Source organism: Streptomyces sp. NPDC088157 (assembly GCF_044741545.1).
Classification (GTDB): Bacteria; Actinomycetota; Actinomycetes; order Streptomycetales; family Streptomycetaceae; genus Streptomyces.
Map to the genome: position 1 here is coordinate 732851 of NZ_JBIUSU010000002.1, position 13836 is coordinate 746686.

15 protein-coding genes are annotated in these 13836 nt (G+C 72.7%); all 15 read right to left on the reverse strand.

The genetic code is table 11. The annotated features are described in order from the left end of the window. The 15 genes from ACIPFH_RS09540 to ACIPFH_RS09610 all read right to left on the reverse strand — a co-directional run bounded on the left by ACIPFH_RS09540 (nucleotide 1) and on the right by ACIPFH_RS09610 (nucleotide 13814). Nucleotides 1–429: an ATP-binding protein gene (locus ACIPFH_RS09540; RefSeq protein WP_401824625.1), complete on the reverse strand. Its 429-nt coding sequence runs from the start codon at nucleotides 427–429 to the stop codon at nucleotides 1–3. Between the two features lie 216 nt (nucleotides 430–645). After that, on the reverse strand, nucleotides 646–1056 hold the full coding sequence (locus ACIPFH_RS09545; RefSeq protein WP_401824626.1) for a (deoxy)nucleoside triphosphate pyrophosphohydrolase: 411 nt from the start codon (nucleotides 1054–1056) through the stop codon (nucleotides 646–648). A 30-nt stretch (nucleotides 1057–1086) separates the two neighbouring features. After that, nucleotides 1087–1302 (reverse strand): SPOR domain-containing protein, encoded by a 216-nt coding sequence (locus ACIPFH_RS09550; RefSeq protein ID WP_359126925.1) that lies wholly within the window; start codon nucleotides 1300–1302, stop codon nucleotides 1087–1089. A gap of 460 nt (nucleotides 1303–1762) precedes the next feature. Further along, nucleotides 1763–2515, reverse strand: a complete 753-nt coding sequence (locus ACIPFH_RS09555) for a GntR family transcriptional regulator (protein WP_356256036.1) — start codon at nucleotides 2513–2515, stop codon at nucleotides 1763–1765. A 148-nt stretch (nucleotides 2516–2663) separates the two neighbouring features. Beyond that, nucleotides 2664–3974, reverse strand: coding sequence for a DUF4190 domain-containing protein (locus ACIPFH_RS09560; protein ID WP_401824629.1), 1311 nt, complete (start codon nucleotides 3972–3974; stop codon nucleotides 2664–2666). Between the two features lie 320 nt (nucleotides 3975–4294). Then, complete coding sequence (locus ACIPFH_RS09565; RefSeq protein WP_401824630.1) at nucleotides 4295–5272, reverse strand: LuxR C-terminal-related transcriptional regulator; 978 nt, start codon at nucleotides 5270–5272, stop codon at nucleotides 4295–4297. A 130-nt stretch (nucleotides 5273–5402) separates the two neighbouring features. Then, entirely contained in the window at nucleotides 5403–6137 is a 735-nt protein-coding gene (locus ACIPFH_RS09570) for a 4'-phosphopantetheinyl transferase family protein (RefSeq protein ID WP_401824631.1), read from the reverse strand. 17 nt (nucleotides 6138–6154) lie between these two features. After that, nucleotides 6155–6751 carry a nitroreductase gene (locus ACIPFH_RS09575; protein WP_401824633.1) on the reverse strand — a complete coding sequence of 199 codons (597 nt, stop codon included), beginning with the start codon at nucleotides 6749–6751 and terminating at the stop codon, nucleotides 6155–6157. 99 nt (nucleotides 6752–6850) lie between these two features. Then, nucleotides 6851–7684, reverse strand: a complete 834-nt coding sequence (gene ddaH, locus ACIPFH_RS09580) for a dimethylargininase (protein ID WP_401824635.1) — start codon at nucleotides 7682–7684, stop codon at nucleotides 6851–6853. Between the two features lie 643 nt (nucleotides 7685–8327). Next, on the reverse strand, nucleotides 8328–8759 hold the full coding sequence (locus tag ACIPFH_RS09585) for a VOC family protein (protein WP_401824637.1): 432 nt from the start codon (nucleotides 8757–8759) through the stop codon (nucleotides 8328–8330). Next, nucleotides 8756–9082 (reverse strand): acyl carrier protein, encoded by a 327-nt coding sequence (locus ACIPFH_RS09590; RefSeq protein WP_401824639.1) that lies wholly within the window; start codon nucleotides 9080–9082, stop codon nucleotides 8756–8758. The genes ACIPFH_RS09585 and ACIPFH_RS09590 overlap by 4 nt, the downstream gene beginning before the upstream one ends. Next, nucleotides 9075–11009 (reverse strand): HAD-IIIC family phosphatase, encoded by a 1935-nt coding sequence (locus ACIPFH_RS09595; protein ID WP_401824641.1) that lies wholly within the window; start codon nucleotides 11007–11009, stop codon nucleotides 9075–9077. Before ACIPFH_RS09595 ends, ACIPFH_RS09590 begins: the two co-directional genes overlap by 8 nt. Then, nucleotides 11006–12055 (reverse strand): ketoacyl-ACP synthase III family protein, encoded by a 1050-nt coding sequence (locus ACIPFH_RS09600; protein WP_401824642.1) that lies wholly within the window; start codon nucleotides 12053–12055, stop codon nucleotides 11006–11008. The genes ACIPFH_RS09595 and ACIPFH_RS09600 overlap by 4 nt, the downstream gene beginning before the upstream one ends. An 89-nt stretch (nucleotides 12056–12144) precedes the next feature. After that, nucleotides 12145–12969, reverse strand: coding sequence for an aspartyl/asparaginyl beta-hydroxylase domain-containing protein (locus ACIPFH_RS09605; RefSeq protein ID WP_401824644.1), 825 nt, complete (start codon nucleotides 12967–12969; stop codon nucleotides 12145–12147). A gap of 2 nt (nucleotides 12970–12971) precedes the next feature. Then, entirely contained in the window at nucleotides 12972–13814 is an 843-nt protein-coding gene (locus ACIPFH_RS09610) for a DUF6202 family protein (protein WP_356257129.1), read from the reverse strand. Nucleotides 13815–13836: the final 22 nt, after the last annotated feature.

Below are 13836 nucleotides of genomic sequence, written 5' to 3' on the forward strand. Positions count from 1 at the left end.
TCAACCCGGTACCGCCAGTTCGAACCAGACCGTCTTGCCGGCGCCCCCGGGGCGGGTGCCCCAGCGGCGTGCGGAGGAGGCCACCAGTTGCAGTCCGCGCCCGCTCTCGTCCTCGGGCCGGGCGACCCGCTCGCGGGGCGGGTCGGGCAGCGGGTCGGAGACCTCGACGAGCAGGACGCCCGCCAGGCCGGCGGGGCGCACCAGACCGACACCGATCGGACCGGTCGCGTGCCGCAGTGCGTTGGTGACCAGCTCGCTGACCAGCAGCGCCGTGATGTCGCTCAGGCTGTCGAGGCCCCAGGCGTGCAACTGGCCGCGGACGGCGCGGCGGGCGGTACGCACCGCGCCCGGGTCCGCGGGGAACGTCCACTCGGCGCGGTCGCCGTCGGTGTCGATCACGCCGATCACTTCCCGGGCCAGCGAGTACACCCATGTCCGGTTTCGTGGGGTTAATGGGCCCATACCCGATATTGGCCAGGCAGTACCGCGCGGCGGGGCGCACTGTGGCGCGAACGGCGTACGCGCCGGCCCACCCTCGGCGCAGGCGCCCTCCGCACAGCCCCGCCGACGCTCCGGACGCCCTCGGCCGGGGCCGCCGGGACCGACCCGCCCGGGCCGGCACGGCAGGACCGGGGGTGCCCTCGTTCAGCGGGCGTCGGTGTCGAACTTCGGGAGGGTTTCGCGTACCGCGGGCACGTCCTGGTCCAACCAGTCGACGTCCCAGATCTCGGCCGGGGTGAGCCAGCGCAGCGCGTCGTGGTCCTGGAGGGGTTCGGGAGCGGCGGAGCCAGGACGCAGGCGGGCGGTCCAGACCTGGAGGACGTAGGGCGGCCGGAGAGGCCACTCCCCCGGGACGCGCTCGACGGTCTCGGTCTCGACGCCGAGTTCCTCGCGCAGTTCGCGCACGAGCGCCGCCTCGGGCGCCTCCCCCGCCTCGACCTTGCCGCCGGGCAGTTCCCAGCGGCCGGCGAGTTCCGGAGGTGCGCTGCGGCGCGCGGCGAGCAGGCGGCCGGCGTCGAGCAGGGCGGCTCCCACCACCACGATCCGTTCCGTCATGCGGCAGAGCCTAGGACACCCGGCGGCACGTCAGTTCCGGGTGCCGTCCCCGTTCTGCGCCTGGGCCTGGCTCTGTCCCTGGCCGATCCGCTCGACCCAGTAGAGCTGCTTGTGTCCGCGGCTGTCGAGGCTGTCCGCGATCTCCTGGGCCTCGGCCCGACTCGCGTACCTGCCCACCCGGTAGCGGTTGCCGTTGTCGTCCTGCCGTATGACGAGCCAGGGCAGAGAGATGGTGCTGTCGTTCATCGCGCCCCTCGCCCCCTTCTCGCCCCGGCCCGCCCGGATCCCGTCCGCGGCACGCCCGACGCCCCGCCCTCTAAGGAAACCGCAATCCGCATATGCCCGAGCGTACGCCTTACCTTTACGCACCGAACACGACTTTGCACAAAGAGGTACGCAACCAGCCAAGACGTAGGGGGCGCACGGGACCGAACGCGCCGTGCGCGCGCCACGATGCGTCCGGTCGGCGGGGGTACGGCCACCTGGGGGGCGACCTGCGGGAACAAGCGGAAACGACCGAATTCCGACGGCGGGCGGGCGGGTCCACGGCGGGCGGATACCGGGGGCAACTGCCGGAAGGGTGTGCGCCGCCCCGGCGAATGCGCTACCGCCACGGGCGGCGCCCCCGCCTCCGCCGCTTCACCCACGCCACGGGGAGGCGTCCCTGCCTCTGCTGCCGGGACAGGCGCCCGGCACGCTTCGGCGGCTACTTCACCGGCAGGTGGTACGCGACCCGGTAACGGTCGGCCGGAATCACCACGTCGGCCGTCTCGACCGGGCGGCCCGAGGCGTAGTACGTGCGCTGGACGACGAGGACGACATGCCCCGGGACACCGCCGAGGGCGAGAAACTCCTCGGCCAGCCCGGGCCGGGCGCCGACCTCCTCGGTGACGTTGTCGACGATCACGTCGATGGCACGCATCCGCTCCACGACACCCATGCCGCCGAGCGGGCCCTCCTCGGGCAGCATGACGGGCGTGCGGCCGGTGACGGCGAGGGGCTCCCAGGAGGTGGAGAGCATCATCGCCTCCCCGGCCTCCCGGAAGACGTACCTGGTGCACATCACGCGGTCGCCGGACGCGATGCCGAGCCGCTCGGCGACGGAGACGCCCGCCTCGACCTGCTCACTGCTGGACTCCCACGTCCCCCGCGTGTGCGCCTCGGCCTGCTCCTGACGGAACGGCGTGGCACCGCTCACGGGGCGGTAGCCGGAGCGGGCGATCCGGCGCGGCACGGGCTGCTCGCGCACGTACGTCCCCGAACCGGAGCGGCCCTCGACCAGCCCCTCGGCCATCAGTACCTTGCGCGCCTCGAGGGCGACGGTGTCGGAGACCCCGTACTCCTCGCGGATTCTCGCCTGGGAGGGGAGCCGGGTGTGCGGTGGCAGCGATCCGTCGGTGATCTTCTTGCGAAGATCACCCGCGACACGCAGATACGCCGGCTGCTCACCGAATGTCACTGGCCACTCCCATCAGGTTGTACAGACAGCTACAGCCTGGCAACCGTGGGTTGTACCATGCAAGCAAAGGCCAGAGAATCACTCGATGTGATGACATGCGCTCGGGAAACGCTTTACCCAGGCACTTTCTCCCCGCCCCCGCACGCGATCACACATCCAGGCCGCTGTCGCTGTCGCCCCCGCCCGTGCCGCCGCTCCCGCTTTCGGAGTCCTCGTCATAGGTGGGAACGGTCGTGGCCAGGCCCAGAGCCTCGCGGGCGGTGACGGTGGTGTCGCCGTCGACGTACTCGTACGCGGTGTCGTAGTGCTCGTAGAAGCCGTCGGCATCGGTGGCCTTCGCCGCCGCCGCCCACTCCTTGGCCGCGTCCCGCATGTCCTTCACCAGGGCGGCGACGGGCTGCCGGACATCCGTCGGCCAGATGTGCGTGCCCAGCGAGTCCGCCTGGTCGCCGGTCACGTCGCCGATGTCACCGGCCCAGGTGCGGTTGCTCGCGAGGTCCTCCTCGGCATACTCCTCCGGCTCCTCGTAGAGCACGTCGTCGACGGCGGCCATCGCCTTGAGGAAGGCGAACTGGTGGGCGTCGAGCGTCGTCTCGTCGGCGCGCAGCGAGCCGGTCAGGGTGCCCTTCTCGTCCACGTTCGCGAAGACGCAGGTGATCTCGCGGTCGCCCCAGCTCCAGCTGTCGGCGGTGGGCGTGAGGTAGTAGACGTCGACCTTGTCGGTCAGCGCCCAGGGGTCCATCGCGTAGGCGCCGCGGAGCGCGTAGCACTTGTCCTCGGCCACCTCCGTGACGTGGTCGTCGCCCGGAAAACCGCCGTCGGACAGCGGGACCGTGGCGAACACCTCGGCGTCGTGCTCACCGGAGCAGGCCACCTCGTCGACGTCGTAGACGTCCTCGTCGAAGGTGTCACCCGGCACGTCGAAGCAGTCGCCCTTGGCGAGCGAGAAGCTGGAGTTCCCGCTCGCACCCTCCTTGAAGCCGTCCCAGAAGTCCGAGGAGCTGCCCGTGGCCAGCAGCAGGACCCACAGCGCGAGCCCGACGGAGGACAGCACCGAGCCCGCGATCGCCATTCCCTTGCCGCGTTCCCCCCGCTTCCTGATCTGCACCAGCGCGATGATCCCGAGCACCAGCCCGACGGCCGGCAGGAAGCAGAGCAGTCCGAGGACGAGGGAGGCGATGGCCACGCCGTTGACCGGCGAGGGCCGGCCGAAGGGTCCGTAGCCCTGACCCCAGACGGGATAGGGCGCACCCCCGTAGGGAGCCTGCGGATACGGCACCATCGGACCCTGCGGACCCACCGGACCGTACGGCCCCTGGGCGTACGGGTCCCGCTGAGGCGGGGCGTACGCGTCCTGCGAGGGCGGGGCGAAGGGGTCCTGCGGATACGGGCTCTGCGGCTGCGGAGGCTGGTACGGGTCCTGGGGCTGGTGCGGCCCGGGAGGCGGGGGTATGGACACGGGTACCGTGCTCCTGGTTCAGACGGTTCAGGCAGTTCAGGCGGTTGCCGAGGCGCTGTCGAGCCAGTTGATCAGACGCCTCGGTCAGTCTGGCAGGCGGCTCCGACAGTGGCGCCGAACCGGCGTACGACCCTCGTACGGCCCTCTTGCAACTGCGCGCATCGTAAGCGCGGCACCAGCGGGGACGGAACGCAGTTTCTCGGTTCGGACCTCCGCGCCCGCCGCCCTCGCTCCTCGACAACGGCACGGCGTCGGCGGGCCGCGCCCGGGCCCCGCCCGAAGGGCTGGACCGGATCCTGCCCGACGTCGGGCGGGCGGTCTCAGGAGAGCCAGCCGGCGCGGGCCGCGAGGACGCCCGCCTCGAAGCGGCTTCTGGCGCCGAGCCGGCTGATCAGGCCGGAGGCTGTCCGGCGGACCGTGCGCAGTGACAGGCCGAGTTTCTTGCCGATGGCCTCGTCGGTGTGCCCGCTGGCCAGGAGGTAGAGCAGCTCGCGCTCACGCCGGGACAGGCCGTCCGAGTCCGGGCTGTCCTGCTCGTGCCAGGAGAGCCCGGAGTCCCAGAACCGGGTGAACAGCACGTGCAGGGCCTCGACCATGCCCCGGCTGCGGACCTCCAGTGCTCCCTGGCGGGCGTCCTCGGGGTCGATCGGGACCAGCGCCACCTCGCGGTCCACGATCACCATGAGCATGGGCAGGGAGGGCACCGTCCGGGTCTGGCCGCCCAGGGACGCCAGCCAGCGCACGTACTCGAAGGTGTCCGGATCTCTGCGGAAGCTGTCCTGGTACAGGGTGCGCAGGACGACTCCGCGCTCCAGCGCCATCTGGTCGAGGGGCTTGCTCGACTCCATCACGTCGGGCTTCTGCGCGCCGCCGGGGAAGAAGGAGAGGCATTCCGTGCGGGCGGTCTCCGCCAGCTCTTCCAGGCGTCGGCGCACCGTCTCCAGGCCGAACAGCTGGCGGACCACCTCGGGTGCGTGCCGGTGGGTGCTGAACTGGCTGACGATGGCGGCCACCGAGGCGCGGGCGTCCTCCAACTGACGTTGCCTGGCGCTCAGTTCCAGTTCGTTCCGGTTCAGCAGCACTCCGAGGCCCACCTCGGGGCTGACGGTCAGGAACTCGCCTTCGCTCCGGCTGGGTTGGAGGAGGTGGAGGTCGGCAAGCTCGTCGAGGACGTTGCGCACCTCGGGCTCGGGCAGTCCGAGGTGCTCAGCTATCTGGTGCAGACCCCATTCGGGCTGGGCCAGTAACAACCGGTAGACCGCCTCGAGTGCGGGTCTCAGACCGAGTGCTTCCAGCAACGGATGCTCCTCTTCTCCGAATGGTCGGCCCGTGCACGTGTACCACCCGGTATCGGATCCTTCGTGTGGTACGGGCCCGACGATCCGCCGGGCGCCCGATTTTGCACTTTTCAAGTCTATCTTTTGTCGATCATGACGCGTCGGTGCCCGATCTAAACGCCACAGCGGCGTAAAACTTCTCCGCGGCCCGTACATCGAGCAGGGTCCAGCCAGATGCGGGCGGCTGCCGGGACGGGACGGGCCCCGTCCCGACGTAGGTGCCGTCGATGCCGTGGGACAGACCCGCGCCGGTCCCCTTCAGCCGGGCCTCCTTGCGCGTCCAGCACCGCAGGAACGCCTCGCCCCGCTCCCCGGGGGTCAGGGCGTCGAGTTCGGCGCGTTCCCGGGGGTGCAGCAGACGCGCCACGTCCGTGGACGCCCCGGCCGAGCCGGCCGTCTCGATATCGACGCCGACGGGAGCGCGGGCGAGGGCGTACAAGGCGACGGGGCCGCTGCGTGACAGGGAGAAGTGCAGTCCCGGTCCGGCCACGGCGGGCCGGCCCGTCGGCCCGCCGCACACCGGGCAGGGCTCCCGGACGATCACCACTTCGCTCGGATCCCGGTGGAGATAGCCGCCGAGCAGCCGGCGCAGGCCGAGATGGGCCGCGGTGTAGCGGTCCCGGTCGCGCGGACGCGCGAAGCGAGACCGCCGTGCCGCCTCGAGCCGGTCCAGCCCGGCCTCGGCACCCGGCGGCGGGAGCGTCCCCGCCCGCAGCAGCCAGAGCAGGGGTGGTGCTCCCGGCGGCGGCAGGGCGGGAAGGGCCGACGGCGGTCCCGAGGCCGGCAGCGTCAGCACCGGTACGGCGGGGGTGGCGACGACTGCCATGTCCGGGACCTCCCCGCTCAGGCGGCGTGACTGCCGACGGGGACCTTGGCGGTCTCGCGAGGGGTCACGTCGCGGAACCGGGTGACGCGCGCGCTGACGTCCTCCAGGGGGCGCCGGGCCTTGGCGGACGCCGGGTCCGGGGTGCCGATGTCGAGGGAACCGAGCAGCTGCTCGCCCTCGTCCAGGCCGAGCACGGCACAGGCCGACGCGGAGCGGGCCAGCCTGCCGGTGCGCCAGATGCTCCCGTAGCCGCGGGAGTGCAGAAGCAGCATCAGGGAGTGGGCCATGCAGCTCGCGGCGGCGAGCTGCTCCCATTCCGGGACGCGATGCCCGGCGTGGGGGGAGAAGACCAGAGCCGCGGTCAGGGGCGCGCGGTGGAGCTTGGCGGCGACCTGACGGGCGGTCTGCTCGTCCTCGACGTCCTCGGCGAGGGCGCTGCCCAGGACGTCTCGGTCGTCGTCGCGCAGCAGTACCCACCGCCAGGGCCGCAGCCGGCCGTGGTCGGGGGCGGTGCTGGCGCCCTGGACGAGATAGGTGAACTCCTCGTCACATGGCGAGGGACCGTCGAGGACTTGCTGGCTGCGCCGGGTGAGTATCGCGGTCATGACGTCCATGGCTCGTCCTTAGTCGTCGTACTGGTGCGGGGCGGGGTTTCTCGTGCGCGGCGGAACCCGGTGCCGGGAAGGGAACCGGGCGCGGGGAGACGGCTGTGCTCAGGGCCTGATCTCGAGCGTGCAGCACTTCACGCTGCCGCCGCCCTTGAGCAGTTCGGACAGGTCCACGCCGATGGGGTTGAAGCCGCGTGCGCGCAGCGGGCCCACGAGGCCCTCGGCCGCCTCGGGCAGGACCACGTTGAGCCCGTCGCTCACGGCGTTCAGGCCGAGGACCGCCGCGTCCTCGGCGCCGACCGTGAGCGCGTCGGGGAAGAGGCTCTCCAGCAGGGCCCGGCTCTCGGGGGTGAAGGCCTGCGGGTGGTACATGATCTCGTCCCCGTCGAGGACGGCGAGCGCGGTGTCGAGGTGGTAGTAGCGGGGGTCGACCAGTTCCAGGCTGGTCACCCGGCGGCCCCAGAACGCCTCCGCCTCCTGGTGGCCGCGCAGGTCGCTGCGGAACCCGTGGCCGGCCAGGACGTGGCTCGACGTGACGAGGAAGTCGCCCTCGCCCTCGTTGACGTACCGCGGGTCGAGCAGCCGGCTGAAGCCGTGGTCGCGGAACCAGTTCAGGTAGGCGGGGCCCTCGGGGACGCGTTCGGCGTTGCGGAAGCGGGCGCCCAGGACCTTGCCGTCCACGACGGTGGCCCCGTTGGCGGCGTAGACCATGTCGGGCAGACCCGGCACGGGCGCGATCAGCTCGACCGTGTGGCCGAGGTCGCGGTACAGCTCGCGCAGCCGCTCCCACTGCAGGACGGCGAGGGCGCCGTCGACCGGCTTGCCGGGGTCCATCCAGGGGTTGATGGCGTAGACCACGTCGAAGTACGAGGGACGGCACATCAGGTAACGGCGCCGGCGCTGTGCGCGGGGTCGGGCGGCGGGCTCGACAGAGGCCATGGTCACTCCCGGGTGAGGCCACCGGTCGGTGGCGGTCGTCAGGTGCGGTGCACGGGTCGTACCGGTGGTCACGGAACCGCCGGGTGCTGCGGGCCGTACGGGTGCCGCGGGCCGGGCGCGGGGTGCGGACCCGGCGGGGATGCGGGACGGGCGGGGATGCGGACCACGCGGGGACGTGTGCTCCACGCGAGGGTGTGCGGGCGCCCGGTAGGGGCGTGCGGGCCACGCGAGGGTGTACGGGCCCGGTGAGGGTGCGGGGCGGGGCGGGCTGGGTGTGCGAGACGGGCACGACGGGCGGGGGTTGCGAGACGGGTACGACGGGCGGGGGGGGGGCGGGACACGCGGCGTAGGCGAGACGGGTAGGACCGGCGGGGGGCGGGACGCGTGGCGTGGGCGAGACGGGCGGGGCGGGCGGAGGATGCGGGACGGGCGGGACACGCGGCGTAGGCGAGACGGGTAGGACCGGCCGGGGGGGCGGGACGCGCGGCGTGGGCGAGACGGGCGGGGCGGGCGGAGGATGCGGGACGGGCGGGACACGCGGCGTAGGCGAGACGGGTAGGACCGGCCGGGGGGGGGCGGGACGCGCGGCGTGGGCGAGACGGGCGGGGCGGTGTGTACGGGACAGGGAGGACGGGCCGAGGGATCAAGGGGTGGTGGCGTAGTGCACGAGTTCGACCAGAAGCTCGGCGGGTTCCGGCTGGTAGAGGAAGGTGACGCGCATGCCGGGGCGGGCTCCGCGGCAGGGAGCGGCGTCCAGGGCCAGGAATCCGGCCGCGCGCAGCCGGGCGGCTTCGCCCTCGAGGTCGTCGACCCTGAAGGCCAGGTGGTACAGGCCGGGCCCGCGCTCCTGGAGGCGGCCGTCGACGGCGGAGCCCGGGCGGGCGGGGGAGACCAGTTCGACGGCCGTCCCGCCGGGATCCGCGCTCGGGGACCAGAACTCGCAGGCCACTCCATAGGCGTCGGCCTCTCCCCCGGCGGTGCGGGTCAAGCCCAGTGCGGCGAGCTGCTCGCCGGCCTCCCCCGGGAACGCGGTGGCCAGGCCGACGTGGTCGAGGCCGAGGATCACAGCCGTCACCCGGTGGGCGCGGTCGGCGCTTCGACGGCGGCGCCCCCGCGGAGCCGGCCGATCTCCCCCGCCAGCTCGCCGATCGTGCCGAACTTCATGTAGGTCCGCAGATCCAGCTGGACGCCGTAGGTCTGCTCGACGACGGCGAGCAGCCTCATCGCGGAGAGGCTGCCCCAGCTGCCGATCTCCTCGAAGCGGGTGTCGGCCCCCAGCTGTTCGGCGGGCCTGCGGGCGACCCGGGCGACGAGCGGGCACAGCGAGTCGAGGGGCGCCGGTCCACCCCCGCCCTCGGACTGCCCGGCGCGGGTATGAGAAAGCTGCTGGTCAGACATGGTGCGGGACCTCCTTGGCGTCGAGGGTGATCCAGTCCGGAGCGAGGGTGGCCAGGCTGTCCGGGTGGGTCAGGTAGCGGTGGGTGTCGTCGGCGGCCGCCGTGGGGGCGAAACCGGCGGAGGGGTAGAGCCCGGCGGCCGGTGTGTTGCGGCCGGTGGGTCTGAAGTGGGCCTCCAGGAGCGACGCGTCGGCGGCCCGTGCCCGGTCCGCGACGTGCTGCAGGACGGCCTGCTCCACGCCCCGGGACAGCACGCGGCAGCTGAGGACGAGGTTGCGCACCACCCAGCGGTCGGGACGGCGGTCCAGCCAGACCCCGCCGACGACGCCTTCGGCGCCGAAGCGGTCGGTCACCTCGACGGCGAGGACGAGGTGGTCGGGCGAGTCGGCCATCCGCCGGGTGAGCGCCTCGCCGTGGCTGCGTCCGGTGAGGTTGAACTGGTTGGTGCGCAGCTCGAGTTGGATCAGGCGCGGCAGGGTGAAGGCGTCGGCCGGTCGGATCAGGACGCGGATGTCCAGGTCGCGCAGGTAGTCCTCCGCCGAGGAATGGGTGCCGCGCAGCCGCCCCCGCTCGCGCCGGTCGCGGTAGAGGCCCGTGCGGTCGGTGTCGGTGTCCGTGGTTCCCAGCTGGACGAAGTGGGCCGGGTCGAGGATCGTGCGGGAGTGGTCGGACGGGTCGCCGTCGAGGTGCGCGACAGCGACCCGCGGGAGCGTCTCGCCGACCATTCCGCACTCGAAGGCGCTGTCGTCGGCGAAGACGAACGCGTCCTGGGTGAGGCCGAGTTCCTCGGCGAGGGCGGCGATGTGGGCGTCCTTGCGCTCCCAGTCGGCGAGAACCGCGACGAAGTCGTCCGGCCGCAGCACCATGTCCGGGTGCCCGTCGAGGACGCTGTCGACGAGTTCGCGTTCGTTCTTGGAGCAGACGGCGAGCAGGACACCCTGCCGGCGCAGGGCCAGCGCGCGGTGCTGGAGGTCGGTGTAGCAGTCGCCGGGGTAGAGGGTCCCGAGTTCGATGCCGGCCGGTCCGTCGTCGCCGAGGACTCCGCCCCACAGGGTGTTGTCGAGGTCCAGGACGAGGACCTTGCGGCCGAGTCCGGCCACCGCCCGGCAGAACGCCGCGGCCTCCCGGGCGTAGGCCAGTTCCGTGGACGGGGTCCAGGCCATCCGGCCGAAGCGGTACTGCCGTTCGTCCCGGACGGGGCCCGCGCCGTCGGTCAGGACGGCTTCCAGGTCGGTGGTGTACACCCCGTCGCAGGTCTCCCCCGCGGTGAGCAGGGCGGTGTTGGCGCCGCGCCAGATCCGGCCCAGCGCGGCGGCTCCGCGCAGGCTGATGACGCTTCGGCGGTCCGGGCGGGGCAGCGGCACGGTGTGCAGCAGTACCGCGGTGCCGCCGCGGGCGGCGAAACCCGCGGCGGCGTCGGTCAGGGTGGCGGTCCGCTCGCCGAGGACGTCGGCGAGCTCCTCCGGCCGGGAGGGGTCCCAGCCGCGGGGCAGCACGGCGCCGGCGTCCAGCAGACAGAGCACGGCGTCGGGCCGGAAGGCGGCCAGTCCGGAGTGGGGGTCGGCCAGTTCGAGGGTGAGCCGGCCGTACGGGCAGGTGTGGATCTCCGTGTCGACCCCGGCGGCGAGGAGGGTGGCGCGCAGCAGGGGTACGACGTTGTCGGCGGTGAAGGTGGCCGCGACGGCGATCCGCAGCGGACGGGCCCGGCGGGCCGGAGCGGGCGAGAGGCGGGCGGCCTCCACCGTCTCCAGCACCCGGCCCAGTTCGGCCAGCAGCAGGGGGTCGTCCAGGCGGCCGAGTGGTGCGGCCAGCCCGTGGTCGGTGGCCCGCGGGTCCTCGTGGAGGGCGGTGACGCGCCGGAGCAGCTCCTCCTCGGTGGGGTGCCGTGGCGCTCCCTGAGCGCCGGTGCGGGGTGCGGGTACGGTCACGGCGCGCCGTCCGTCCAGTCGGGCACCCCGAGGATCTCGACGACGGCGCAGGCGTAGGTGAAGCCCATGCCGATGCCGCACAGGGCGACCTTGTCGCCGGGGCCGACCGCCCCGGTCTCCAGCAGATGGGTCAGGCCCGCGATCTGGTCGGCGGCCCCGATGTGGCCGACTCTGCGGCCCCATTCCCAGGTCGTGGCGGCGTCCTCGATGCCGAACATGTCCCGGAAGTCGACGTCGTCGAGGGTGCGGCCCACGTTGGTGAGCACCCAGCGGTCGATGTCGCCGGCGGCCAGGCCGGCGTCGCGCAGGGCGACGGTGACGCTCTCCTGCTGGCGCTCGGTCAGCGACTGCACGATCTTCATCAGGAGCTCGCCGTGCTCCTCCAGGTAGGCGTCGCGGCGGCCACGCAGGTCGACCGGGCCGTCCGGCGCGTCCTCGCCCGGTTCCTCGAAGGGGGTGTTGCCGAGGTAGACCGCCCCGTAGGTGCCGTCGCTGATGACGGCGGTGGACAGGAGCCTGGCCACGCCGCCGGAGCGGGACAGGACCAGTCCGGTGCCGCCGTCGCCGAAGACCACGCCCTTGTCGGAGCGGTAGCGGTCGAAGCCCGGCAGGGCGAACACGTCGCTGGTGGTGAGCAGGGCGGCGGCCTGCTCGGGCTGTGCGGTCAGATAGGCCGCGGCGATCTCCAGGGCGGCCAGGCCGCCGTTGGAGTACTGCTTGACCTCCACGGCGGGGGCCTGCCCGCCGATGGTGCGGCCCTGGACGTAGGAGGCCGGAGCGAAGTGCTCCAGGCCCTGGTTGTTGCAGCTGGAGTGGACGACGAGTGCGATGTCCGACGCCGGCACGGTCGCCCGGGCCATGGCCGCGGAGGCGGCCCGCACGGCCAGTTCGACGGCCGGGCCGCCCTCGGCCACGCTGATGGAGAGGTAGCCGTCGGCGACGGCCTCCGCCTCGTCGTAGCGCCCTCGCGCCACGGCCGCGCCGGTGTCCTCGGGGTCGCCGAGGACGGCTGCGCAGGCATTGACATGGATTCCGTTCCACCGCACGGGATGTGCCCCTTCTCCGTTGTCGCTGTGCTCTGCCGTCCGTGCTCCGCCGTGCGAGCTCTTCACCGGTGCCGTCGGGCGGCTCCGGATCACCGGCGGAGCATGCAGTACTCCTCGTGCTCGGTCGCGCGGGTGAGCAGTTCCTCGTTGCCGCTGGCCTCGGCGATCTCCTTGAGCAGGGTGAAGACCTCGTCCCCGGAGATGCCGCTGAGGAAGTGCTGCTTGATCAGCAGCGTCTGCACGTCCCGGTAGTTGCGCTCCTGAAGGACGCCGGCCAGCCCCAGCAGGGCGCGCCGGCCGTCCTCGCCGAGCGGTGGGCGGACGGCGACGTTGTCGGCCGGCATGCCGGTCTCCGACCGGGCTCCGGCGGCCAGCACCTCGTCGACGTCGCGGGCGGTGAAGTCGCAGATGATGTGAATCCGGTCGGCGTCCGAGAACGAGCCCACCGAGTGGGTGCGGGTGGCGTCCAGCCGCCACAGCTCCCCCCGGCGCATCCGGAAGACGGTGTTCTCCTCCGAGGCGTAGACGTTGTCGTCGGTCTGCACCGGCAGGTGGATGCGGAGCATGTCGGACTTCAGCTCGAGGAAGTCGCGGTGGGGCACGTACACGCTGCCGGGCGCGAGCCGCATGAACCGGGCGAACTTCAGCCGCTGGGGGCGGAAGAGCGTGCCGATCAGCTCGCCGATGTAGGGCAGGGCGGCGCCGTGCGGGGTGGGCCGGGCGACGCCCTCGTAGTCTCCGAGAGCGGACTCGTCCAGGGTGCCGGTGCCGTTCCACAGCATGGTGCTGCGCAGCAGGCCGGTGCTGACGAAGTCCGCGTAGCTGTCGTTGTAGACGAACTCCTCGGACGCGGCGAGGTCGGCGGCCAGGCGTTCTTCGTCGAGCCGCACGGCGCCGATGCGGTGGGAGCCCATACTCAGGCCGCCTGTGCGGTGGCGGCAGCCGAGGGCAGGCCGAGCGAGTCGGCGAAGGCGTTGAGGGCGCCGGCCCAGCAGGCCGCGTACTCGCGGGTCATCGCGGTGAAGGCGGCGGCCTCGTCCTCGGTGGTCAGCAGGGTGGTCATGCCGGTCTCGTCGTCGCTGACCTGCGCGGCGTGCATGGTCTCGGCCTTGATGTGGGAGTCGATCCAGGCCAGGTCGGCGGCCTCGGGGAAGATGCGCCGCCCGTCGGTCTCCAGCTTGCCGTAGACGCGGCGGAAGCCGACGGCGATGTCGAGGGCGATCGTCTCGACGACCCGGAGCTGCACGGCCGCGCCGAGGGGGGAGTGCGCGTAGCGCTCCATGGTGGCCATCAGGCGCACGACGTCCTCGGGCAGTTGCCGGGCGGCCGCACGGCCGGCGTCGTCGACGTGGGCGGCGACCGGCGCGATGACGGCGTCCTCCCACCACACGTAGTGGGCGCCGTCGGGGCCCTTGGGTGCCACCGCGCCGAACACCGGGGCGAGGTTGTCGAGGTCGTCGCCGACGACCCGGAAGATGGTCTGGAAGGCGGCGAGGACGTCACGGGAGGGGGACTCCTGCCCGGCGAGCCGGTGGGCGATCACGCCCAGGCTCGACAGGGTGGTGTACATGAACTGCTTGGTCATCGCGCGCCATTGGTGGGCGACGGCCAGAGCCCCGCGGAAGTCGTCGGTCTCGTGTCCGCGGGCGTGGCTGAAGAATCGGTTGTCCGCGCGGCCGAGTCCGGCTTCCGCGATGATGCGGTCCACGAGTTCGTCGAGTTCGGTGCGGGCGTCCTCGGTCAATGCGATCGCTGTCACGGCTGCTCCAGTTTTCTCGGCT

Bases quoted from the DNA above. Each gene is read 5' to 3' on its own strand.
- ACIPFH_RS09590 (WP_401824639.1), bottom strand. From the start codon at position 9,082: ATGTCTGACCAGCAGCTTTCTCATACCCGCGCCGGGCAGTCCGAGGGC.
- ACIPFH_RS09575 (WP_401824633.1), bottom strand. From the start codon at position 6,751: ATGGACGTCATGACCGCGATACTCACCCGGCGCAGCCAGCAAGTCCTC.
- ACIPFH_RS09550 (WP_359126925.1), bottom strand. From the start codon at position 1,302: ATGAACGACAGCACCATCTCTCTGCCCTGGCTCGTCATACGGCAGGAC.
- ACIPFH_RS09570 (WP_401824631.1), bottom strand. From the start codon at position 6,137: ATGGCAGTCGTCGCCACCCCCGCCGTACCGGTGCTGACGCTGCCGGCC.
- ACIPFH_RS09605 (WP_401824644.1), bottom strand. From the start codon at position 12,969: ATGGGCTCCCACCGCATCGGCGCCGTGCGGCTCGACGAAGAACGCCTG.
- ddaH (WP_401824635.1), bottom strand. From the start codon at position 7,684: ATGGCCTCTGTCGAGCCCGCCGCCCGACCCCGCGCACAGCGCCGGCGC.
- ACIPFH_RS09545 (WP_401824626.1), bottom strand. From the start codon at position 1,056: ATGACGGAACGGATCGTGGTGGTGGGAGCCGCCCTGCTCGACGCCGGC.